22 protein-coding genes, 1 pseudogene and 1 riboswitch are annotated in these 20,781 nt (G+C 64.2%); of the genes and pseudogenes, 11 read left to right on the top strand and 12 right to left on the bottom strand.

Annotation, left to right across the window (positions count from 1 at the left end; all coding sequences use genetic code 11):
* Positions 1 to 200: 200 nt before the first annotated feature.
* The 3 genes from DK391_RS39920 to DK391_RS39910 form a co-directional block, all read right to left on the bottom strand.
* Positions 201 to 1,343, bottom strand: coding sequence for a CmpA/NrtA family ABC transporter substrate-binding protein (locus DK391_RS39920; protein ID WP_109483510.1), 1,143 nt, complete (start codon positions 1,341 to 1,343; stop codon positions 201 to 203).
* 10 nt (positions 1,344 to 1,353) lie between these two features.
* Positions 1,354 to 1,929 carry an ANTAR domain-containing protein gene (locus DK391_RS39915; RefSeq protein ID WP_109483509.1) on the bottom strand — a complete coding sequence of 192 codons (576 nt, stop codon included), beginning with the start codon at positions 1,927 to 1,929 and terminating at the stop codon, positions 1,354 to 1,356.
* Between the two features lie 375 nt (positions 1,930 to 2,304).
* Complete coding sequence (locus tag DK391_RS39910) at positions 2,305 to 3,567, bottom strand: cyanate transporter (RefSeq protein ID WP_109483508.1); 1,263 nt, start codon at positions 3,565 to 3,567, stop codon at positions 2,305 to 2,307.
* Between the two features lie 193 nt (positions 3,568 to 3,760).
* Between DK391_RS39910 and DK391_RS39905 the strand changes: the two genes are divergently transcribed.
* Positions 3,761 to 4,477 (top strand): GntR family transcriptional regulator, encoded by a 717-nt coding sequence (locus DK391_RS39905; RefSeq protein WP_109483507.1) that lies wholly within the window; start codon positions 3,761 to 3,763, stop codon positions 4,475 to 4,477.
* Positions 4,478 to 4,618: 141 nt separating this feature from the next.
* Here DK391_RS39905 and infA read toward each other — a convergent pair.
* The 3 genes and pseudogenes from infA to DK391_RS39890 all read right to left on the bottom strand — a co-directional run bounded on the left by infA (position 4,619) and on the right by DK391_RS39890 (position 6,087).
* Positions 4,619 to 4,885: pseudogene (gene infA / locus DK391_RS39900) on the bottom strand (translation initiation factor IF-1).
* Positions 4,886 to 5,011: 126 nt separating this feature from the next.
* Positions 5,012 to 5,296 (bottom strand): hypothetical protein, encoded by a 285-nt coding sequence (locus DK391_RS39895; RefSeq protein WP_109483506.1) that lies wholly within the window; start codon positions 5,294 to 5,296, stop codon positions 5,012 to 5,014.
* A gap of 572 nt (positions 5,297 to 5,868) precedes the next feature.
* Complete coding sequence (locus tag DK391_RS39890) at positions 5,869 to 6,087, bottom strand: hypothetical protein (protein ID WP_109483505.1); 219 nt, start codon at positions 6,085 to 6,087, stop codon at positions 5,869 to 5,871.
* Between the two features lie 213 nt (positions 6,088 to 6,300).
* On the opposite strand from DK391_RS39890, the gene DK391_RS39885 reads away from it, so the two are divergent.
* Positions 6,301 to 6,711 carry a hypothetical protein gene (locus DK391_RS39885; protein WP_109483504.1) on the top strand — a complete coding sequence of 137 codons (411 nt, stop codon included), beginning with the start codon at positions 6,301 to 6,303 and terminating at the stop codon, positions 6,709 to 6,711.
* A 24-nt stretch (positions 6,712 to 6,735) separates the two neighbouring features.
* On the opposite strand, the gene DK391_RS39880 is transcribed toward DK391_RS39885, so the two are convergent.
* Positions 6,736 to 7,338 (bottom strand): histidine phosphatase family protein, encoded by a 603-nt coding sequence (locus DK391_RS39880; protein WP_109483503.1) that lies wholly within the window; start codon positions 7,336 to 7,338, stop codon positions 6,736 to 6,738.
* A gap of 84 nt (positions 7,339 to 7,422) precedes the next feature.
* Positions 7,423 to 7,502: riboswitch (cobalamin riboswitch) on the top strand.
* A gap of 65 nt (positions 7,503 to 7,567) precedes the next feature.
* Here DK391_RS39880 and DK391_RS39875 point away from each other — a divergent pair.
* Positions 7,568 to 7,792: a CbtB domain-containing protein gene (locus DK391_RS39875; protein WP_109483502.1), complete on the top strand. Its 225-nt coding sequence runs from the start codon at positions 7,568 to 7,570 to the stop codon at positions 7,790 to 7,792.
* Positions 7,793 to 7,813: 21 nt separating this feature from the next.
* Positions 7,814 to 8,581 carry a CbtA family protein gene (locus DK391_RS39870; RefSeq protein ID WP_109483501.1) on the top strand — a complete coding sequence of 256 codons (768 nt, stop codon included), beginning with the start codon at positions 7,814 to 7,816 and terminating at the stop codon, positions 8,579 to 8,581.
* A 57-nt stretch (positions 8,582 to 8,638) separates the two neighbouring features.
* Here the strand turns inward: DK391_RS39870 and DK391_RS39865 are convergent, their stop codons facing one another.
* Complete coding sequence (locus tag DK391_RS39865) at positions 8,639 to 9,508, bottom strand: LysR family transcriptional regulator (protein ID WP_109483500.1); 870 nt, start codon at positions 9,506 to 9,508, stop codon at positions 8,639 to 8,641.
* A gap of 116 nt (positions 9,509 to 9,624) precedes the next feature.
* Here DK391_RS39865 and DK391_RS39860 point away from each other — a divergent pair, with 116 nt between their 5' ends.
* Entirely contained in the window at positions 9,625 to 10,575 is a 951-nt protein-coding gene (locus tag DK391_RS39860; protein WP_109483499.1) for an AEC family transporter, read from the top strand.
* A gap of 170 nt (positions 10,576 to 10,745) precedes the next feature.
* Complete coding sequence (locus DK391_RS39855) at positions 10,746 to 12,299, top strand: methyl-accepting chemotaxis protein (RefSeq protein WP_109483498.1); 1,554 nt, start codon at positions 10,746 to 10,748, stop codon at positions 12,297 to 12,299.
* Positions 12,300 to 12,314: 15 nt separating this feature from the next.
* On the opposite strand, the gene DK391_RS39850 is transcribed toward DK391_RS39855, so the two are convergent.
* Both DK391_RS39850 and DK391_RS39845 read right to left on the bottom strand, forming a co-directional pair.
* Complete coding sequence (locus DK391_RS39850) at positions 12,315 to 13,559, bottom strand: FAD-binding oxidoreductase (protein ID WP_109483497.1); 1,245 nt, start codon at positions 13,557 to 13,559, stop codon at positions 12,315 to 12,317.
* A gap of 104 nt (positions 13,560 to 13,663) precedes the next feature.
* The gene (locus DK391_RS39845; protein ID WP_109483496.1) at positions 13,664 to 14,443 is read right to left on the bottom strand and encodes an ABC transporter substrate-binding protein; all 780 of its coding nucleotides are present in this window, start codon (positions 14,441 to 14,443) and stop codon (positions 13,664 to 13,666) included.
* 298 nt (positions 14,444 to 14,741) lie between these two features.
* Here DK391_RS39845 and DK391_RS39840 point away from each other — a divergent pair, with 298 nt between their 5' ends.
* From DK391_RS39840 to DK391_RS39830, 3 genes are all read left to right on the top strand, one after another.
* On the top strand, positions 14,742 to 15,707 hold the full coding sequence (locus DK391_RS39840; RefSeq protein ID WP_109483495.1) for an ornithine cyclodeaminase family protein: 966 nt from the start codon (positions 14,742 to 14,744) through the stop codon (positions 15,705 to 15,707).
* A gap of 91 nt (positions 15,708 to 15,798) precedes the next feature.
* On the top strand, positions 15,799 to 16,443 hold the full coding sequence (locus DK391_RS39835; RefSeq protein ID WP_109483494.1) for a PAS domain-containing protein: 645 nt from the start codon (positions 15,799 to 15,801) through the stop codon (positions 16,441 to 16,443).
* Between the two features lie 66 nt (positions 16,444 to 16,509).
* Positions 16,510 to 16,707 (top strand): DUF1653 domain-containing protein, encoded by a 198-nt coding sequence (locus tag DK391_RS39830; protein WP_109483493.1) that lies wholly within the window; start codon positions 16,510 to 16,512, stop codon positions 16,705 to 16,707.
* Positions 16,708 to 16,717: 10 nt separating this feature from the next.
* On the opposite strand, the gene DK391_RS39825 is transcribed toward DK391_RS39830, so the two are convergent.
* A complete protein-coding gene (locus DK391_RS39825) occupies positions 16,718 to 17,092 on the bottom strand; it encodes a 2Fe-2S iron-sulfur cluster-binding protein (protein ID WP_239483084.1) in 375 nt (124 codons plus the stop codon).
* A 229-nt stretch (positions 17,093 to 17,321) separates the two neighbouring features.
* Complete coding sequence (locus DK391_RS39820; protein ID WP_109483491.1) at positions 17,322 to 19,268, bottom strand: sigma-54-dependent Fis family transcriptional regulator; 1,947 nt, start codon at positions 19,266 to 19,268, stop codon at positions 17,322 to 17,324.
* A gap of 294 nt (positions 19,269 to 19,562) precedes the next feature.
* On the opposite strand from DK391_RS39820, the gene DK391_RS39815 reads away from it, so the two are divergent.
* Complete coding sequence (locus tag DK391_RS39815) at positions 19,563 to 19,832, top strand: DUF2964 domain-containing protein (protein ID WP_109483490.1); 270 nt, start codon at positions 19,563 to 19,565, stop codon at positions 19,830 to 19,832.
* 301 nt (positions 19,833 to 20,133) lie between these two features.
* Complete coding sequence (locus DK391_RS39810) at positions 20,134 to 20,424, top strand: DUF1488 domain-containing protein (RefSeq protein WP_109483489.1); 291 nt, start codon at positions 20,134 to 20,136, stop codon at positions 20,422 to 20,424.
* Positions 20,425 to 20,781 lie beyond the last annotated feature (357 nt).

The following is a 20,781-nucleotide window of genomic DNA, read 5'->3' as shown; positions in this document are numbered from 1 at the left end:
ATAGGACCGGTTGGGGGCCCGCAGGCAACAACTAGCATTGGCGGTGTTAGCCCGCTTTCTTTGCTTACTTTCTTTGCGGCGGCAAAGAAAGTAAGTGCCGCCCCGCACAGGGGCAACGCATGAAGCACAAGCACGAATTCGCGGATGCCAACCAGAACAACCAAACCAAACCAAACCAAACCAAACCCAAACCCAAACCATCAACACCTAACAGAAAACCCCTGAAGATACCCCACACCTGCATCCCCATCCCAAACCCTTCCATCAATGAGAACAGAAGACGGCGTTGCCACAGGCACACCAACCCCAACATTCCCCGCCGCCAGGCGATACAACTCAACCTGATTAACTTCCGCAGCGATACGCGCAAAATCATTCCGCCAATCCGCCATCCCCCACCGCGCGTACTGCGCAAAAAACCACGCGCCATCGGAAGGATGCGGATAATTCACCACCCCGTTCTGAAAGAACTGCACAGGCCGCCGCACATCATCACAACCCTCGGCAACCAGCCGCGCAGAAATCAACTCAGCCGGCACGCCAACGAATTCACCATCAGCGAGCCAGCGAGCAATCTCCCTCCGATGCCCGTCGTCGTCGCGCCATCGACACGCTTCAAGCATCGTCTGCACCAGCGCACGCGCCGTATTCGGATAACGCGTGACGAAATCCCGCCTGCTCGCCAGCACTTTCTCAGGATGATCGGGCCACACCTCACTCGTGTACGCAATCGTCCTGCCGACGCCGCGCTCCTGCGCAACCGTATTCCACGGCTCGCCGACGCATAAGCCGTCGAGCCGGTCCTGCGCGAGTGCATCGACCATTTGTGGCGGGGGAATCACCACGCTCTCTATATCGCGCAACGGATGCACACCTTGCGACGCCAGCCAGTAATACAGCCACATCGCATGCGTGCCCGTCGGGAAGGTCTGCGCGAACACGGGCTTGCGACCCAGCGTGGCCAGCGCGGCAGGCAGCGTTTTGTGCTCGTCGAGCGCGGCAGCCAGACGGTTCGACACCGTGATCGCCTGGCCGTTGCGGTTCAGCACCATCAGCACGGCCATATCCGTCTGCGGGCCGCCGAGGCCGAGCTGCACGCCGTAGACCAGACCATAGAGCGAATGCGCGGCATCGAGATCGCCCGATAGCAGCTTGTCGCGGATCGCGGCCCACGATGGCTGCTTCAGTAACTCGATCGTCAGGCCGTGCGCGTGGCCGAACTCGAGCAGCTTCGCGGCAACCAGCGGCGCGGCGTCGCTGAGTGCGACAAAACCCAGACGCAAGTGCGTCTTCTCGAGCTTGCCCGGTTCGTCGGAGGTGGAAGTGTTGGCAGGTGAGTTCATAAGCAGCGCTTCAATCAGGCAAGTCGGCCGCGGCAACGATCTGGCGCGCGACTTCAGCAAGCTTCACGCCCTGGTTCATCGCGCGCTTGCGCATCGTCGCGTACGCGGCGTTTTCGGTCATCTTCTGCGAATCCATCAGCATGCGCTTCGCGCGGTCGATCAGCTTGCGCTCGGCCAGTTCGTTCTCGGCCTGCGCGAGCCGCTCGCGCAATTGCGACTCCTGCGCGAAACGCGCCAGCGCCACTTCGAGGATCGGCGCGAGGCGCTCGGTTGCAAGCCCCTCGACGAGATAGGCGGTCACGCCCGCGCCGACGGCATCGCGTATCAGTTGCTGGTTCGAATCGTTGCTGAACATCAGCACAGGACGCGGCGCCGTCGCGTTCATCACGGCGAGCTGTTCGAGCGTGTCGCGCGATGGCGACTCGGTGTCGATGATGATCACGTCGGGCCGCTCGCTTTCGACTGTCCGGTGCAGCGCCTGCGGCGAAGCCGTCGCGGCAAGCATGTCGTAGCCGAGCCGCGCGAGCGCGTCGCGCAGTTCGCCGATCGGCATGTCGGTGTCGGTTACGAGCAAAACACGCAGCATGGATTGCCCGGCATGGAGTAGGGAGGATTGTGCAGCTTCATTCGTCAGATTGCGGGTTCTGCATTCGCTTGCGGCGGGTCAGGCCAGCATTCGCGATCTGCTGGGACCGTTCGGAAAGCATCTGGGAACTCTGCAACTTGCATGCCATGTGCGCGAGTTGCGGTAGCATCTGCTGCGCATAGCCCGTGGCGGGTGTCGCGCGCGGCTTATCGCACCGTCACAGTGCGTGACGCGGCGTGGTGCACCGGTTTGGCGCGAAGCATGAGCGAGGGCGCGCGCGACAGTTTCTGGCGAAGCGCGCTGGTGTGCGTGTGCGGGGCGACTTCGCGCGGTGTGTTGGCGCGGCGTCCAGGCAAAAGCGCTGGGCGCGAGGTCTTACCGCGCGCCGAGCCACCGCGCGTAACTGCGCGGCGAGAACGCGAAGGTCAGCGCGATCATCGCGGCGATACACACTGCGAGCATGATCCACGCAGCCGTGAAGCCGCCCGTCAGATCGCGCAGGCGTCCCGCGACGATCGGCGAGATCGCCGCGACGATAAAGCCGACGCCTTGCACGAACGCCACCAGCCGCCCGGCGATGCGGTGATCGTCGGCGTGATCGAGCGCGGTCACGAGCGTCAGCGAAAAGGTGCCGCCGAGTCCCGCGCCGGCAATCGCGACCCATGCGAGCGGCAGCGTATCCGGCAACGCGAGCAGTCCGACGATGCCGATGAATTGCGCCGACAAGCCCGCTACGAGCCAGGGGCGGCGGTCGCGGAACGACGCCGCGGCGAGCGGCAGCAGCAACGCCGATGCGGCCTGAAAGACCGTCATCGCCGCGAGCAGCGAACCGCTGTGCGCGACGCTCGCGCCGCGTTGCTGATAGTAGGCGGGCAGCCACGCGACCAGCGTCGTGTAGCCGCCGTTCACGAGGCCGAAGTGCAGGCCGAGCGCCCACGCACGGCGCTTGCGCCACATCGCGACGTGCGGCGCGTGTGGGCGATGTGCATCGGCTCGCGCGGCGCTGTGCTTGTCGCGAGTCGACGTACAGCGCTGCAGGACCAGCCAGCATATGCAGGCAAGCGCGGCAGGAATGGCCCACATCGCAAGGCCCGCGTGCCAGGAGCCCGATACCTTCGCCACATAAGGGCTGAAGCTCGCGCCCAGGCCGCCGCCGCCCATGATCGACGCAGAGAACAGACCCATCGCAAGCGGCACGCGCGCGTGAAAACGCTGCTTCATCACGCCCGGCAGCAGCGCCTGGATCACCGCGACGCCGATGCCTGCCAGCAGCGCCGTCATCAGCAGCGCCGCGCCGCTCGACGCAGCGAGCCGCGCGCTGCACGCAACGGCAATCGCCAGCAATCCCAGCGCGACGCCGCGCGTTTCGCCGATCACACGCGTCAGCAGGCCCGCGCCGAACGCGCCGAGGCCCATGGCGACCACGGGCAGGCTGGTCAGCAGGGACGCGCCCGAAAAGCTCAGGCCCGTGGCTGCGCGAATCGTCGCCATCAACGGGCTGACGGACGTCAGCAGCGGCCGCAGATTGATGCCGATCGCCACGACCACCGCGAACCACAGTCCGTCCTGCCACGACAGGGCCGACGCCGGGGCGCGACGCGGAATGGACGGAGTGTCGATGCGGGGAGTCTGGTTCACGGGTGTGCCTGCCGATCAGTGGAAACAGTGAGACGAAAGCATTTTGGTTAACCATAATAACGTAAAATGGTTAACCATTCGGTAAAAATCCGCTATTGCGGGTATTTGCGCGGCGGCGTCGGCGGGCTTGTGCGGCAGTGGCTGCGGGCCGTTAAAATACCGCCGCCTGCTGCATCCTTCTCACACACACGACATGGCCACACGTCCGAACACACCGCCGCCCGCCGCCGACGAAGACCACGACACCAACGTCGAAGACCGCATCTACGCGTCGATCACGATGGCGCTGCTCGAAGGGCGGCTTCGGCCGGGCGCGCAACTGGTCGAACGCGATCTGGCGTCCGCGTTCGGCTGCACGCGCGGCGCGCTGCGCAAGGTGCTCGCGCGGCTTGGCTACGAGGGCAAGCTGGTGCGCGAGGCGAATCGCGGCGCGTTCGTGCCGTCGCCTTCGGAGCAGGACGTACGGCAGATCTACCGCGCGCGGCAGATTGTCGAGGCGGGCATCGTCACCGCGTTATGCGGCGCGCTGTCGGCGCAGGACAAGCGCATTCTGAAGGCACATGTCGCGAGCGAGAAAAAAGCGCTGAAGGAAGGGCGTCTGGATGAACAGGTGCGTCTTGCGGGACACTTCCATGTGCTGCTCGTAGAGATTGCGGGGAGCGCAGAGTTGCAGGATTTCGTCGCGCAGCTGGTCGCGAAGACGGAGCTGTACAAGGCGCTCTACGATCCGTCGAAGGGTACGACGTGTGCCGCGGACGAACACGCGCAACTCATCGATGCCCTCGATGCCGGCGATCTGAACGCCGCGCTCGAAGCGATGCGCGCTCATCTTGCGGAACTGGAAGAGCGTGTGGTGTCGCGCATGCAGACAGGCGCGAAGGATAATCTGGGAGCGGTGTTTCGGGGGTGAATCTGGCGCCGATGAATCGTGCGGCATGCATTGCACATGCCGCACTTCGTGCGCGATCGACCGGATGTTCGGGATCGCGCGCGTCGATTCATCCGCTGCGCCCCGCCAGCGTGACGGCGAGACACATACGCTGACGCGATGTCAGCGGCGGCGCATCGGCGCTGAAGTACGCGGGCCGCTGCTGCGTTCGTCCTTGTGACGGAAGTTGATGCGCCCTTTGGTCAGGTCGTAGACCGACAGTTCGAGCGTGACGCGGTCGCCCGCGAGAATACGGATGTGATTCTTGCGCATGCGGCCCGATGCCTACGCACCGACCACGACGCCGTTATCCAGCGTGACGCGATAGCGGCTGTCGGGCAGCACTTCGTCGACGATGCCGTCTAGTTCAAGCAGTTCTTCTTTCGCCATGCACTACTCCTGGTCGATGAGGTAAGGGGGCCGCGCGCGAGGCGCACAGCGTAACTTGCGCGGCAGCCTGACGCTGCCGCGGCGATGCATCTGAAACGGTGAAACGCGCCTTGCCGGCGCAGGCGATCAGAGATCGGTGACGGTCTGTCCGTCGACGCGTCCGTCGATCACTTGCGCTGCATGCTCCATGCAGGCCATCCGCGCCTTGCCCGCGCCTTCGAACGGGCGGAAATACGCGAGGCGGAACACGCGGCCGTCGGCAGCGGCATTCGCGCCGACGCGGCAGATGCGCACCGACGCGTCGTAACCGCTGTCGATCGAATTGCGATGCGTCACACCGCTTGCCGTACGACGCGGATAGACGAGCGGGTGAATTTCGTAGCCCTTGTAGGTCTTGACGCCTTGAGTCATATGCAAAGTCCTGTCTTTCGGCTGCCAGTGCGCGCGCCTGCCTCGAACAGGCGCCGCGAACGGACAACGGGCGGCGCAGCCATGAGGGCGCGCCGCAATGGAAAAAGTTTCGCGCGAGCCGTGTGTGAAGGCTCGAACACAGCCGCAATCAACGCGGAATGGATGGAGAAAAATACGTTGATGCCGCACAAGGCACCGAACGTAGCGTGTGTCACCCGGCTGGGTTCCTGCGCGCAGCGTATGACCGGATAACGAAGGCCGCCGGGCTGTCGCTGCATGGTATTGCGCGACGACGGGACGGCTGGGGAGCGACGCAAAAAGCGGCGCAGTTGCAACGCAATCAGCGCAACGCGGTGAAGAGGGAGAAACGTTGACGCGTTGCCGTCAGGAAGTTGCGATTGAAGCTGTTTGAAGCACTGCCGGCCGAAGCGAATGCTGAAGCCGATAGCGCGCTGCGTTGAATATATTATGCCCTAAAAACAGGCCTTTGGATAGCAGAAACTTTTCCCGGACCGCTATTGGGGAGCATGCCCATGCGGCGCGCGGCTTGGGCGCGCGCCCGTCCTCAGGGATCAGTCAGCCGTCTGCGTGAGGCGTTTCTGCAGTTCGCGGGCGGCCGCGAGGGGAATGCGCGCATCGTCCCATTTCGCCAGCCACTCGACTTCCTTCGACGTGAAAATCTGGCCGTGATTGCGCAGCGCATATTGCAGCGAATCGATGATGTGATTGCGAATGATCTCGGGCGTGCGTGCATCGTCGAGCACGGTACGAAACGCTTCGAGCGTAGCCATCGGTTGCCTCTTGTCGGGTGAGCGCTTGTGAAAGACCTGACTCTTATCGCACATCAAAAAACACGCTGCCACGCGGACAAAATTCGCGCTGCACGGCAATCCTCATAGCGCTGGGTGCAATGTGCCTGCATCGGCGTGCCGTGCTGGGTACGCGCTTTGCAACGCGCATGAGACCCGCAGTTCCCGACGAATCCCGGCGACACGAGGTGCTGCATGACATTCAGAACAATCGCGCCGCTCGCGCTGTGGACGGTCACGCAACTGGCCATCGCTGCAACGGGCGATGCGTCCTGCGGCGTGCTGGCGGGGGCGGGCGCGGCATCGGGTGCGTCCGATGTTCAGGCTGCATCGGCGGCGCCGGGTTTCGCGGTGCGTGACGGCGAGCCTGTCGATTTCCTCGCGGGCGGCAAGACGGTGCGGGGCACGCTGCACGTACTGAAGGATGGCGGCATCTATCGCGCGTACTGGCAGCCGCAAGGCCGGCCCGAGCGCTACGTGCTCGCAAACGCAGGCACGGACGCCGTGCGGCTGATCTCGACGCCCGCGCAAGGCACGCCCGCCACCGACGGCATGCCGGGCACGACGCTCAATCCACAGCAGGTGTTGTCGTGTCCGACGCTGTGAGGCTGGTTGGCGTAGCGCGGCGTGTCAGTCCTCGCGATCCGCCGTGGGCCACCACGTCCAGCCGCGCTCGCCGTATCGCAACGCGACCATCGAAAGGGGCGGAATCTCGATGCGCGCGAACGTCGCGGACGGCGCCTGCAGCACGTGCATGAGCGCCGCGCGCATCACGCCTGCATGCGTGACGGCGATCACCGTGCCGTGCCGCGCCACGGTCTCGAGCATCTCTAGCGTTTCGCGCGCATCGAGCCAGCCGCCGACCCGCTGCCTCACCGCCTCGAACGATTCACCGCCCGGCGGCGCGACGGACGGATCGCGCGGCCACGCTGCAAGCGCCTGCGGCTCGTCGTTCGATACATCGAGCAGACGGCGTCCGCGCCAGTGGCCCATATCGGCATCGGCGAGTGCGGGTGTGACATTTGCCGCGAGGCCCAGCGCAGCCACCGTGTCGAGCGCACAGCGAGCGGGACTGCTGAGCGCGACACCGTCATCCAGCAGCCGCGCATGCGCCGCGCGAAACGCCGTGGTTTCTTCAATGGCGCGCGCGTCGAGGGGATCGTCGGCGGGGAAGGTGCCTTTGCGCTGCGCGGCTGTCGCCGGATGGCTGATCAACAACAGGCGTGTGCGCATCGGGAACCTTGAGTCCGGAATGTGACAGGAAAGAAAGCGGGCGTCCCGCAGTTTAGCGCGTAGAATAGTCGCCACTCGAAGCGCGGAAGCCGGTGCAAGCCCGGCGCGGTCGCGCCACTGTAATCGGCAGTACACACACCAACGTGCAGTAGCCGGAAGCCAGCCCCAAGCTTCGACTTCCCTTATCAATCGACTATCGGGGCGCGCAATCCCCCAGGAGATGTCCGTCATGAACGACACCGCTCTCGTCCACGCCGGTCAAACCGCACAACCCGCCAGCACGCCCATTCCGCTGCGCGATCTGCTGCCGTGGATCGTCTTCGGCGGCCTGCTGATGCTGCTCGCCCTCTATTTCGTCGGCGCCGAACAGGGCGCGACGTCGCTGATTCCCGGCATGTACGTGCATGAATTCGTACACGACGGCCGCCATCTGCTCGGCTTTCCTTGCCACTGATCGCGTAACGGAGTCATCACCATGGTTGGGAAGTTGTTGATGCGAGGGATGCTCGCAGGCATCGTCGCGGGCCTGCTCACGTTCGCGTTCGCGCGCGTGGCGGGCGAGCCGCTGGTCGATACCGCGATCTCGTTCGAAGAAAAGATGCATGCCGCGCACGAACAGGGCGACGCAGGCGGCCACGATCACGAAGAAGAACTGGTCAGCCGCACGACCCAGGCCGGTCTCGGTCTGCTGACGGGCGTGGTGGCGTATGGCATGGCATTCGGCGGACTGTTCGCACTCACGTTCGCGTACCTGCACGGCCGCGTAGGCAAGCTCAGCGCACGGGCGGTGTCGGTGCGGCTCGCGCTCGGCGCCTATGTTGCCGTGGTGCGGGTGCCGACCATCAAGTATCCGGCCAATCCGCCGTCCGGCGGCGATCCCGATACGATCGGCATGCGCACCGGGCTGTTCTTTCTGATGATCGTCACGTCGCTGGTCGTGATGGTGTTTTCGATGAAGGTCCGCAAGCATCTGATGCTGCGCCTGGGGCTGTGGAATGCATCGATTGCGGGCGGCGTGGTGTTCGTTGCGATCATCGCCGCGATCCAGATCGCGCTGCCGACGATTAACGAAGTGCCCGACGGTTTCCCCGCTGTCGTGCTGTGGAAGTTCCGCGTCACGGCGCTCGGCATGCAGGCCATCATGTGGGCGACGATCGGTCTGCTGTTCGGCGCGCTGGTCGAGCGCAGCGAACGCATCGCGCGCGCATCCGATGCGGCGTCGCGTAAATCAGCCTATCTGTAACACTGTCTCTGCAAGCGCCTGTGCGTGAATGCGTGCAGGCGCTTTTCTCATCTGCGTTCAGCTTGCCATTTCCAGAAACCGCGCCAGACACGGATTGCGGTTGGCGGGCGACCACACCAGCATCTGCGAGATCGTCGGCGCGTTGGCGAGCGGCCTGAACACGACGCCCGCCAGCTTCGCCTTGCGCATCGACTCCGGCACCAGCGCGATGCCGACGCCTTCATCGACGAGACTCAGCACGGTCTGCTGCAATTGCACCTCGAAGCGCACGTCGGGCGTGAAGCCGCCTTGTGCGCAATGATCGACGATGGCAGCACGGAAGCTCGGCGCCACCGCCTCCGACGCCATCACGAACGGCTCGTGCGCAAGCTGAGCAATATGCAACTGCCGCGCGCGTGCCAGCGCATGATCGCGCGACAGCGCGACACACAGCGGCTCGGTGAAAATCGCGCGGGTATCGAGTCCCTTGTTCGGCGCGCCGGGAAACATGATCGCCGCATCGATCTGGCCGCTCAGCACCTGAGAGGCCAGATCGTTCGACACGACTTCGCGCAGGTTCAGCGCGACGTCGGGAAACGCCTGGCCGTAAGCGCGCGCGTAAGCGGGCAGCACGCTGTACGCGGCGCACATCGTGAAGCCGATGCTCAGCTGTCCGCTATCGCCGACAGACGCCGCACGCGCATTCTTCGCCGCCTGCTCGATCGACGCGAGGATCGCTTTCGCGTCCTCATAAAAGCGCTCGCCCGCCGCCGTCAGCGTGACGCTGCGCGGACTGCGCTCGATCAGCGTGACACCTAGCGAGGCTTCGAGGGCGGCGAGCTGGCGGCTCAGCGGCGGCTGCGACAGATTCAGCCGCGCGGCGGCGCGTCCGAAATGCCGAGTCTCGGCGAGCGTGACGAAGTAGCGAAGCGGCTTGACGTCGAGCATGATGCAAAAAAGGTATTGTCGAGGGTTGGATTCAGCATTGGATTGTATAGCTGGAATTGCTTACGCTTGCGCGTCGCTGTCCTCCGTATCCTTTTTGCTCTGGCTGCCGCAACTTCATGCTGTCTACGCTCGAAATCCTGCTGCCCGTTTTCGCACTGATCTTCGCGGGCTTCTTCTGCCGTCGCCGCAATCTGCTCGGCCCGACGGCTGCGTCCGAACTGAACCGCTTCGTGGTGTGGCTCGCGCTGCCCGCGTTGCTGTTCGACACGATGGCGCATTCCACCTGGCATGAGCTCGATCAGCCGGCTTTCATCGCGACTTTCTCGATTGCCTGCGCGGGCGTGTTCGTGGTCGTGCTGCTGGTGCGGCTCATTAGCGGTCGGCATCTCGCGGACGCAAGCGTCGATGCGATCGCCGCGTCGTATCCGAACACCGGCTATATCGGCTTTCCGCTTGGGCTGCTCGCATTCGGCAAGGCGAGCCTCACGCCCACGACCATTGCGACGATCCTCGTTGCCTGCGTGCTGTTCGCGCTGGCCATCGTGCTGATCGAGATCGGCCTGCAGACCGAGCGCGCGCCGCACAAGCTCGGCGCGAAGGTGGCGTGGCGGCTGCTGAAGAATCCGCTGATCGCATCGCCGATTCTCGGCGTGCTCGCCGCCAGCGTGAACCTGACGATGCCGCAAAGCGTCGAGACGTTTCTCAAGCTGCTGAGCGGCGCGGCGAGTCCGTGCGCGCTGGTGAGCCTCGGTCTGTTTCTCGCTGAGAAACGCACGCGCACGGAAGCGGCCGCCCAGCCGATCACGTCGTTTGTGCTGACAGCAATCAAACTGATCGCGCAGCCCGCACTGGCGTGGTGGATCGCCGCGCGCGTGTTTGGCCTGCCGCAGACCACGGTCGATATGGCCGTGCTGCTTGCCGCGCTGCCGACGGGCACTGGGCCGTACATGCTCGCCGAGTTCTACCGGCGCGAGGCGCATATCACGTCGCAGACCATTTTGCTGTCGACGCTCGGCTCGCTGGTGTCGCTGTCGCTGCTGCTGTTCTACATGCACGCGCCGGGATGACGGTGCCCGGCTGACCCGCTGTCGCGGTCTCGCAACGCGCCCAAATGAGCAGTGGTCTGCTCATTTTTTTCGTCTTACACTCGGCGAATGTTCCATATAAAGATAAATGTTTTATATATGGAACATAACGACAACGACGACAACACGCAGACAGCGAGAGACCAGACACCATGAAGAGCTTGACCATCAACGCCCGCATCGCGACGACGATCGCGTTTCTCGGCGTGCTGCTGATCGCGACGGGCGCGCTCGGCATTTTCGGCATGGCGAAGAGCAACCGGGCGCAGCGCAACGCGTATGAGGTCAATTTCGCGTCGGTGGTCGCGCTGGGGCGTTCGGGGACGGCGATGTCCCGAGCGCGCTTCGGTCTGGACTGGGCGATGAGCAATCCGCATTCGCCGCAACTCACCGAACAGTTGAACCGCGCAAAGCGGCTGCTCGGCGACGCCGACAAGGCCTGGGCCGAGTTCCGCGCCTTGCCGAAGACGCCCGAACTGCAGCAACTCACCGACGATCTCGACACGAAACGCACGGCGGTGCTGCGCGACGGCATCGACCAGTTGATTCAGGCCATCGGCAGCGGCGACACGAGCTGGATGGACGAGAGCCGCGCGAATCATCTGATCGCCCTGTACTCAGCGATGAACGCGAGCCAAGGCGCGCTGGAGAAGTATCTCGACGATGACGCGCAGGAAGCCGCCGATCATGCCACCGCGACCTTCAAGACACTGTTGACGGCCTGCATCGCCAGCATCGCGATTGGCCTGGGCGTGGCATTTCTGAGTTGGCGGGCGTTGCGCCGCGCGATCATGTCGCCGATGCGCGATGCGCTCGGCCAGTTCGACGCGATTGCATCGGGCGAACTGCGCACGCGCGTCGAGATCCGTTCCGAAGATGAAATGGGCACGCTGCTACACGGCCTCGCGTCGATGCAGGACAAGCTCGGCGCGACCATCACGACGGTGCGCAAAGGATCCGATTCGATCGCCGCAGCCACGCAGCAGATTGCAGCGGGCAACCTCGATCTGTCGCAGCGCACGGAAGAGCAGGCGGCCTCGCTCGAGCAGACGGCGGCGGCGATGGACGAGTTGACGTCGACGGTACAACTGAACGCCGAGAACGCGCAGCACGCGAGCCAGCTGGCAGAAAACGCCTCGTCGATGACGGCGCGCGGACGCGAAGCTGTCGGCAGTCTCGTGGAGACGATGCATGCCATCGATGCCGGTTCGTCGAGGATGACGGGCATCATCACGGCCATCGAAGGGATCGCGTTTCAGACCAATATTCTCGCGTTGAATGCGGCTGTCGAGGCGGCGCGCGCGGGCGAGGAAGGGCGTGGTTTTGCCGTGGTCGCGGGCGAGGTGCGCAGTCTCGCGCCGCGCTCGGCGGCAGCGGCGAAGGAAATCGGTTTGCTGATCGCGGATTCGACGACGCGCGTCGCGCACGGCGCGCAGATCGCGACGGGCGCGGGCGATACGATCCGCGAGATCGAAACGGCGATTTCACGTGTGGCGAAAATCGTCGGCGAGATTGCGACGGCGTCGCAACAGCAAAGCGACGGCATCAAGGAAGTGAGTCTTGCCGTCACGCAGATGGACGAGGTGACGCAGCAGAATGCGGCGCTGGTGGAAGAGAATGCGGCGACGGCGGCCTCGCTGGCCGATGAGGCGAAGCGCCTGAGCGAGTTGACGGCTGCGTTCAGGGTGGAAGGGGCGCTGGTGTAAGCGCCAACGTCTCACTCAGGCAAACCGCTCCGCCCGATACGGTTTCGGATCGGTAAACGGCTGCTCGCCGGTCATCATCTCCGCGAGCAGGCGGCCTGTCACAGGCCCGAGCGTCAGGCCATGATGGTTATGCCCGAACGCAAACCATAGCCCGCGATGTTTCGGCGCAGGTCCGATCACGGGCCGCATGTCCGGCGTGCAGGGGCGCATGCCGAGCCATGGCTTGTCATCGACACGCTCGCCCAGCCCGAACGTCGCGCGCGCGAGCGGCTCGACGCGTTCGAGCTGGATGCCCGTCGGCGGCGCGCCGCGTTCGGCGCTCTCGACCCCCGTGGTCAGGCGCAGCCGGTTGCCTTCCATCGGCGCAACGACATAGCCGCGTTCCGTATCGACGATGGGCACCGACAGCATCTCGCGCGCGGGCCGATAGTGCATGTGATAGCCGCGTTTCGCGCGCAACGGAATGCGATAGCCGAGCGGCGCGAACACCGTATCGGACCACGGCCCGAGCGCCAGCACGACTTCCTTCGCGCTGAGCGTGCCACTGCGTGTTTCGACGGTCCATGCATCGCCCGATGCGCGCAGCGTGGTGGCGTCGCCCTGTACGAACGTGCCGCCGCCCGCTTCGAACAGACGGGCATAGCCTTTCACGAGCGCGCCAGGATTGAGCACGCTCTTCGGATCTTGCCAGTGAATCGCGCCGCAGATGCCTTCGCCCACGGCTGCTTCCTGTGCGCGTAGTGACGCGGTGTCGAGCACGCGCACACGCAGTCCGTGCTCGCGGATCGCGTCTTCCGATGCCTTCGCTTCATGCTCGAACGCCTCGCGCGTGCGGAACGCTTCGATCCAGCCGCCGTCGTGCACGAGCGAATCGAGGCCGGCGCGCGCGATGAGCCGGTCGTGTTCGTCGACGCATGCGCCGATCAACGGCATCATGTCGCGCGCGGCCTGCGCGAGCCGCTGTGGCGACGATTCCCACCAGAAGCGCGCGAGCCACGATGCGTAAGCGGGCAGTGCCTTGTAGTCCCAGTAGAGATCCGTCGACTGGTTGCGCGCGTAGCGCAGCAGCGTGCCGAGTTTGCGCGGAAAACCGTACGGCACGACCGACGAGCGTTCGATCAGGCCCGCGTTGCCGAAGCTGGTCTCTTCGCCGGGTGCGCGGCGGTCCACCAGCGCGACGCGCCGGCCGCGATCCTGCAGATGCAGCGCCGACGATACGCCGACAATGCCCGCGCCCAGCACGATGACGTCGAAATCCATAACTGTCGAATGTCTGTTGATTGATACCTGCGAAGCGCGACGAGCGCGTGTTGCCACGCGCTCGCACATCAGGTCGAAGCCTTCGGCTCCGGCTCAGCAGCGTATCACTTCGCGATGATGTCGCGCTTGAAGTACTTTTGCGACAGCGAAGTCAGCGTGCCGTCCTTTTTCAGATCGGCGAGGGCGGCATCGACCTTCGCCTGCAGCGCCTTGTCGCCCTTGCGCAGACCGAAGCCCGTGCCTTCACCGAGCGTCGCGGGGTCTTTCAGCGGCTCGCCGACCATCTCGTAGCCTGCGCCTGCCGGCTTGCTCAGGAAGCCGTCGTGAGCGGTCTGCGCTTCCTGCACGGCGGCATCGAGACGGCCTGCGGCGAGATCCGCATAGACCTGGTCCTGATCCTGATACGAGACGATCTGCACGCCCGCATTCGCCCAGTACTTCTTCAGGAAGTCCTCCTGCGACGAGCCTTGCAGCACGCCGACGCGCTTGCCCTGCAGGCTCTTCACATCCGGCAGCAGGCTGGAGCCGCGCTTCGCGATCATCACGATGGGCACCACATAGATGGGCGGCGTGAACGCGATGCTCTCCTTGCGCTTGGCCGTGATGTTCATCGCCGAGTTGATCACGTCGAACTTGCGGGCCTGCAGCGCGGGGATCAGACCGTCGAAGGCGTTTTCGACCCACACGCATTTCATCTTCATCTTCGCGCAGACCGCGTTGCCGACGTCGATGTCGAAGCCTTCCAGCTGGCCCGATGCCGTTTTGCTCTCGAACGGCGGGTAGGCGGCTTCGATGCCGAAGCGGAGCGTGTCGGTTGATTGCGCGCTGACGGCGCCAGCTGTCATGGTGAGAATGGCGGCTGCAAGGGAGAGCTTCAGGGTCATGGCGGTTCCTGTCGGTGGTGGGGCGGCTCATTGCCGGCCGCGGGCTTCGTGTAGACTTAAAGTCTAGTATGGACTAGATAAGCTATTGCGGTCTAGTGGTCAAAAATACGGTTTCTGCGGCTGATGTCTATGACAAAACAGATAACGTCGGCCCGTGCAGCAGACCGGACCTCGAGCCAGAACCTCGAAACGAGACTTTTTTGTCCAGAATGGCAAAGTCTCAAGTAGACTATAAATCTACGTTTCAGTCGAACATCGGCTGCGAACCGATTGCGAAGCCCCGCCAGGAGATACCCGAATGCACACCGCCTTGCCCCTCGTCGTAGACGAACAGACCGTCCGCCGGGCGATACCCTCACTCGACGCGCGCAGCGCACTGACGGCCATGTTCCGCGCGCTGGCTGACGCGCAAGCCGTGCAGCCGCCGCAGACGCTCACGCTGTTGCCGAACAATGCAGGCGATTTCATCACCTATCTTGGCGCACTCGCCGACGCTCAGGTATTCGGCGCGAAGCTGTCGCCCTATATCGTGACGGGCGGGAAGCCCATCATCACCGCATGGACCGCGCTGATGTCGATGCAAACCGGGCAACCGCTGATGTGGTGCGACGCGGGCCTGCTCACCACGGAGCGCACAGCCGGCACCACAGCGCTCGCCGTCGATCAGCTTGCACGCGCCGATGCGAAGCGGCTTGCGATCGTCGGCGCCGGCGCAGTGGGTGTTGCGCATCTGCGGCACGTCGCGCCGCTGCGCGCATGGGAATCGATCCGCGTGTATTCCCCGGATCTCGCCGCGAACGACGCGAAACGCGCTGCCGTGCAAGCGGCCGGGCCGCGCGCGGAAATCAGCGCAAGCATCGAAGCCTGCGTGCAGGACGCAGACGTCGTGATGCTGTGCACATCGTCGGCCACGCCGGTATTGCCGCGCGACGCGTTGACGAAACCCGCGCTCATCACTTCGATCAGCACCAACGCCGCGAATGCACACGAGATCGCTCCCTCGTGGCTGCCGGAGATGGACGTCTACTGCGACTATCGCGCGACGACACCTGCCAGCGCCGGCGAGATGAAGCTCGCCGCGCAGCACGGCTGGTCGCCGGAACAGGTGAAGGGCGATCTGCCCGCGCTGCTGACGGGCACCTGCGCCAAGCCTTCGTACGAGCGGCACGCATTCTTCCGCTCGATTGGACTCGGCCTCGAAGATGTCGCGATTGCCAGCGAGCTCTACCGCCATCTGACCCATCCTGAAGGCCAGACACAATAGATACAATGTCGATCAGCCGCCGCTGCACGCCGGACATCAACACGGATCCAGCGGCATCACGAAGACACTGCGAAGCCTGCCCAACCCGCCGATGCGCAAGAAGAAAACGTCTCCCGTCAAGGATCTGCTGCTGACCCGCTATGCGCCCATCGCGGATGGCATCGCCGCGCTGTTCTTCCCGTACGCGGAAGTCGTGATTCACGATCTGCACGATCAGACCGTGCTCTATCTGGCGAACAATCTGTCCAAGCGCGAGATCGGCGACGATTCCGCACTCGAAGAAACCGAGCATTCGGCGCGCGAGCGCGTGATCGGTCCGTATGAGAAGGTCAACTGGGACGGCCGCCGCATGCGCTGCGTGAGCAACGTGCTGTTCGACGATAGGGGCCAGCCGGCGGGCATGCTGTGCATCAACTTCAACATCGCCGTGTTCGAGGACGTGCGCTCCACGCTCGATCTGTTCATCAAGGGTGCAGGCGTCGTCGCGCAACCCGATGAACTGTTCCGCGACGACTGGCAGGAGCGCATCAACACTTTTTTGCACGGCTGGCTGCGTGAACGGCAGATCGGCCTGAACGGCCTCACGCGCGAGCATCGGCGCGAACTGGTCGAAGCGCTTTACGCAGAGGGCGCATTTCGCGGCAAGAGCTCGGCGAACTATGTCGCGAACGTGCTTGGCATGGGGCGTGCAACCGTTTATAAGCACCTGAAGCAGATGAAAGAGGGCGCGAGCTGAAGCATGCGGCGGCGCGCCGCGCCTTTCGCTGCTTTGTGCATCCCATCATCTGTGAGGAATACGATCGTGACCGTGCGTTATCGACATTACAAAGGCGGTATTTACGAGTTCATCTGCGAGGCGACGCTCGAGTCGGACCCGGGCATCACGATGATCGTTTATCGCGCCGCCAACGGCACAATCTGGACGCGGCCGGCGTCGGTGTTCTTCGAAATGATCGAACACGACGGGCAGACCGTGCCGCGCTTCGCGCCGATCAACTAGCGCCGCCTGTCTAGAAACGCCTTTTCGGCGGCGCGACGGGTGCGATGTCTGCGGCGTCGGGTGCGTCGAGCACGACGTCGCTTTGCGCGACGGCTACGCACGGCAGGATGTAGCCCTGCGCCTTTTCTTCGGCGCTCACGCCGGGCCATTCGATGGTGTAGCGCACGCTGCCCGATTCCAGCCTGCACAAACAGGTCCGGCATGTGCCGTTGCGGCACATGCGCGGCAGATGCAGATTCGCAAAGGCTGCCGCTTCGAGAATGGTCAGGGAATCGGGTGCATCGAAGGTGCGGCCGAGCGGCTCCACGCGCACTGTGAAGGTTCGCTCCCCGCTATCGTGGTTGTCGGCCGGCGCATTGCCGGACGGGTCTTCACAGGTGCTCATCACACTCATGACAGCGGCCCGCGCGCGCCGTTCGCATGCGGCTTGTTAGTCCAGACGTTTCCATGCACCCGCTCGCTGCCGACTTCGTCTGCGAGTTTGATGCGATAGCGATTCAGTTCGTGCCGGGAAGCCATCCGATGATGCGCGCCGGGCGCGATGTGGTGGGGTCAGTGCGAAGCTTAACGCAGCGCGGCATCGCGCGCTGCGAGTGCTCGTCTGTTCGGAACTGTCAGTGGTCGGTCCGCATCCGCATGTAGCGGTAGACCGTGTTGCGCGCCAGCCCGAGTTCGCGCGCCGCCGCCGAGATGTTGCCGTTATTCCGCGCCAGCACCTGCTCGATCAGCGAGGCCTGCAGTTCTTCCATGCAAGCGGGCCGCGCCGGCGAGGGCGAACCGACCGTCGCCAGCGCGCGCGGTGTCTCGCTGGGTGCCGGTTCGCAATCGTGCAGGAAATCGTCGGGCAAATGTTCCAGGTCGATCTCGGCAGCGCCTTCGGCCATGATGCCCGCTGTGCGCAGCACGTTTGCCAGTTGCCGCAGATTGCCCGGCCAGCGGCAACGCGCGAAGCACGCCAGCACGTCTGCCGATACGCGTATCGGCATCTGCTCGCTATCGGGTTCGTCGCTGTGCAGGCGCGCGAGAATCCGCTCGACCAGCACGGGCAGATCGCTCCGCTCGGCGAGTGCGGGCAGCGTGACGACGAGGCCGTTGATGCGGTAATACAGGTCTTCGCGGAAAGTGCCTTCCTCGATCATCGCGCGCAGGTTGCGGTGCGTCGCGCAGACGATGCGCACGTCGACAGGCACCGCGCGCGTGCCGCCGAGCGGCACGACGCTGCGTTCCTGCAGCACGCGCATCAGACGCACCTGCTGCGCGAGCGGCATGTCGCCGATTTCATCGAGAAAGAGCGTGCCGCCGTCGGCCTGCACGATCTTGCCGGCGTTGCCGCGCTTGCGCGCGCCCGTGAATGCGCCGTCTTCATAGCCGAACAGTTCCGCTTCGATCAGCGTATCGGGCAGCGACGCGCAATTGACGGCGACGAACGGCGCATCGCTGCGCGGCGATTCTTCGTGCATGGCGCGCGCGAGCCATTCTTTTCCCGTGCCCGTTTTTCCGAGCACCAGCAGCGGTATATCGCGGCCCCGCACTTTTTCGACGCGGCTCAGCACGGCGGCCATGCGCTCGTCGCCTGTATCGAGCGTGGCGAACGTGATGGCGGCGGCGCGCGGCTTGACGGAGGCGGGCACCACGGGCGACGGTACCGGCGCGCGCGGGCCGCCCGAATCGGCGGAAAACGCGGGACGTGCCGCATATTCGGCGCGGGCGAGCACGCGCACGCCGCTCGGCAGCATCAGCGTCAGACATTCGCCCGGCGCGCGCGACGCGTGTTGCAGCGCGGCCTGGAAGGCGGTGCCGAACAGCATGGCGAACGGCTGGCCGAGCAGGGTGTCGAGCGGGCGGCCGAACTGGAACAGCGCGCTGCGGTTCGCGGCCAGCAGCGCACCGTTGCCGCTGAACGCCGCGAGTCCTTCGAACAGCGTGCCGATGAATTCGCTGCGCGCATGGAAGCGCACGCGCACGGCATTGCCGAACAGATTCGCGAACAGCTGATTTTCGATCATCTGCGCCGACATGCGCACCAGCGCCAGCGTGTGCTTGTGGGAGCCGCGCGGGTCGCCGCTCACGTCGAGTGCGCCGATGGTGCGGCCATACGGATCGGCGATGGGCGCGCACGAACAGGTGAGGACGCGGTTGGCTTCGAGAAAGTGCTCGCCGCCGTGCACGACGGTCGGCTGGCCATCGGCGAGCGCGGTACCGACAGCATTCGTGCCGCGATGCGCTTCCGACCACGACACGCCCGCGCACAGCGCGACGCGCTTGGCCTTTTCGACGAAATCGCTGTCGCCGAGGCTGTGCAGGATCACGCCATTGCTATCGGTGAGCAGCACCATGCTTTCGGTATCGACGATCTGCGCGTGCAGCGTTTCCATCACGGGCAGTGCGTGCGCGTAGAGCGAGCGGTTGCATTCGACGAGATCGCGCAGCGCGAGCGGCCGCAACGGATGAAAGTCAGGCGCTTCGGACGCGCGCAGGCCGAATTCGCGAGAACGTGCGTGCGCCTGCGCGAGCACGTCGGCGCGAACCGTGACGGACGGCGTGACGGAACGTTGGGTCACTGCATGTCTCCGATGTTGTGCCGGGCTTGCGCACCTGTTTCTGCAGATGCCGTGCCGGTGTGTCATGGCGCAGTGCAGCACTGCATGCCTGCTGAAAGATTGCGTCGACAGGAAAAACATCCGGTCTGTGCCGGTTCATGCCGAACCATCTTACAGGAGGACGTGCGGCGCGTGTTCCGCTTGCCTTCTGGCACAGAAGTGCAATGATCGTAGACAGGCACGCGTTCGCGCCGCGTGCCGGCACGGGGGCCAGTTTCGTGCGGTCCCGGCCAGCGCCATTTCGAGGAGAACGTCATGGTGCGCATGGAGTTGAGAGTGGTGCTCGCGACGGTTGCGATCTTTATCGCGCTGGGCGGCATTGGGCTGTCGATCCACGGTTCGTTGTACTACCTGGAAGACGATATCTGGGTGGGCGTACTGGCGATCGTGATTGGCATCGTGGGGTGCGTGACGATGCTGACGCTATGGCCACGCGATCTTCCCGACAGGACGCCACCGGGGCATTCCAACGACGAGATGGCTGTTCACGAACATCATCATCGTCATTTGCCGACGCAGTTCTAGGCGTGCCGATGCCGTTCGTTGCGGTGCCGCATTCGCGGGTGCTGGGGTTTTGGCATCACGTTTGTTGTGGCCGAGGCGCTGGCACGTGCCGGTTTGCGGTGCGTGGCGGCACCATGCTGGCGAATGGCGAAACAAAACTTGCGGCGCGCCGGAAGTCGTCTACAGTGATGAGATTAGTTGCGGCGAGCGCGATGACGGCGTGTGTCTGCGGCTGACAGCCCGCGCTGCGATCTATAACGGAGGCGTGAACAGGGGCAAGCGCGATTCTCGGTGGTGGTGTCGATTGACGAAGGTGATCCCCATGCAGATCAATTTCCCGAAAGAAGCTCCTGAGTACTCGGGGCGCGAGCTGACTCTGGCCTTTCCGGCTGTAGTCGATGGAGAAAGGGTGGAATGCATGATCACCGCCGAGGCGCTGGAGGATCATTTTGGCGCTGCGTCGCCGCGGCTCGAAGATATGGTGGGAGCGTTTTCCACGCATCGTGAGCGGAGTGAGGCTGCCACGCGGCGGCTTTTGTCTGAGACTCGCGCGCAATGTGTTGTATTGCGGAGTGGGTATGTCAGGTTTTATGAGGCTAATTGGCGGAATTGATGGTTTTTGTTTTTGCTGGCGCTGGGTTTGATGTTTTTGCTGGCGTCCGCTATTTGGTATTGGTGCTTCATGCGTTGCCCCTGTGCGGGGCGGCACCTACTTTTCTTTGCCGCGGCAAAGAAAAGTAGGCAAAAGAAAGCCGCTGAACACCACCCACTACGGTCGTTGCCTGCGGGTCCCCCACTGTTCTTATCCTTCACACGGCATCACTCTTTTTGATGCCCGCTGCCAGCGCTCTTTAAGGGCTCATCATCCGCTTCACACTCCCGCGTCTCAGCGAGCCTTACCAGTTCGGCCCAGGCCGCCCAGGTGGCAAACGGTGTGTCGGTTATCGCGCCGTATGCGCTTCACTCCGGA

The organism is Paraburkholderia sp. C35 (assembly GCF_003121405.1).
Classification (GTDB): domain Bacteria; phylum Pseudomonadota; class Gammaproteobacteria; order Burkholderiales; family Burkholderiaceae; genus Paraburkholderia.
The sequence above is the reverse complement of the archived record's forward strand: the minus strand, read 5'-3'. Positions and strand labels throughout refer to the sequence as shown.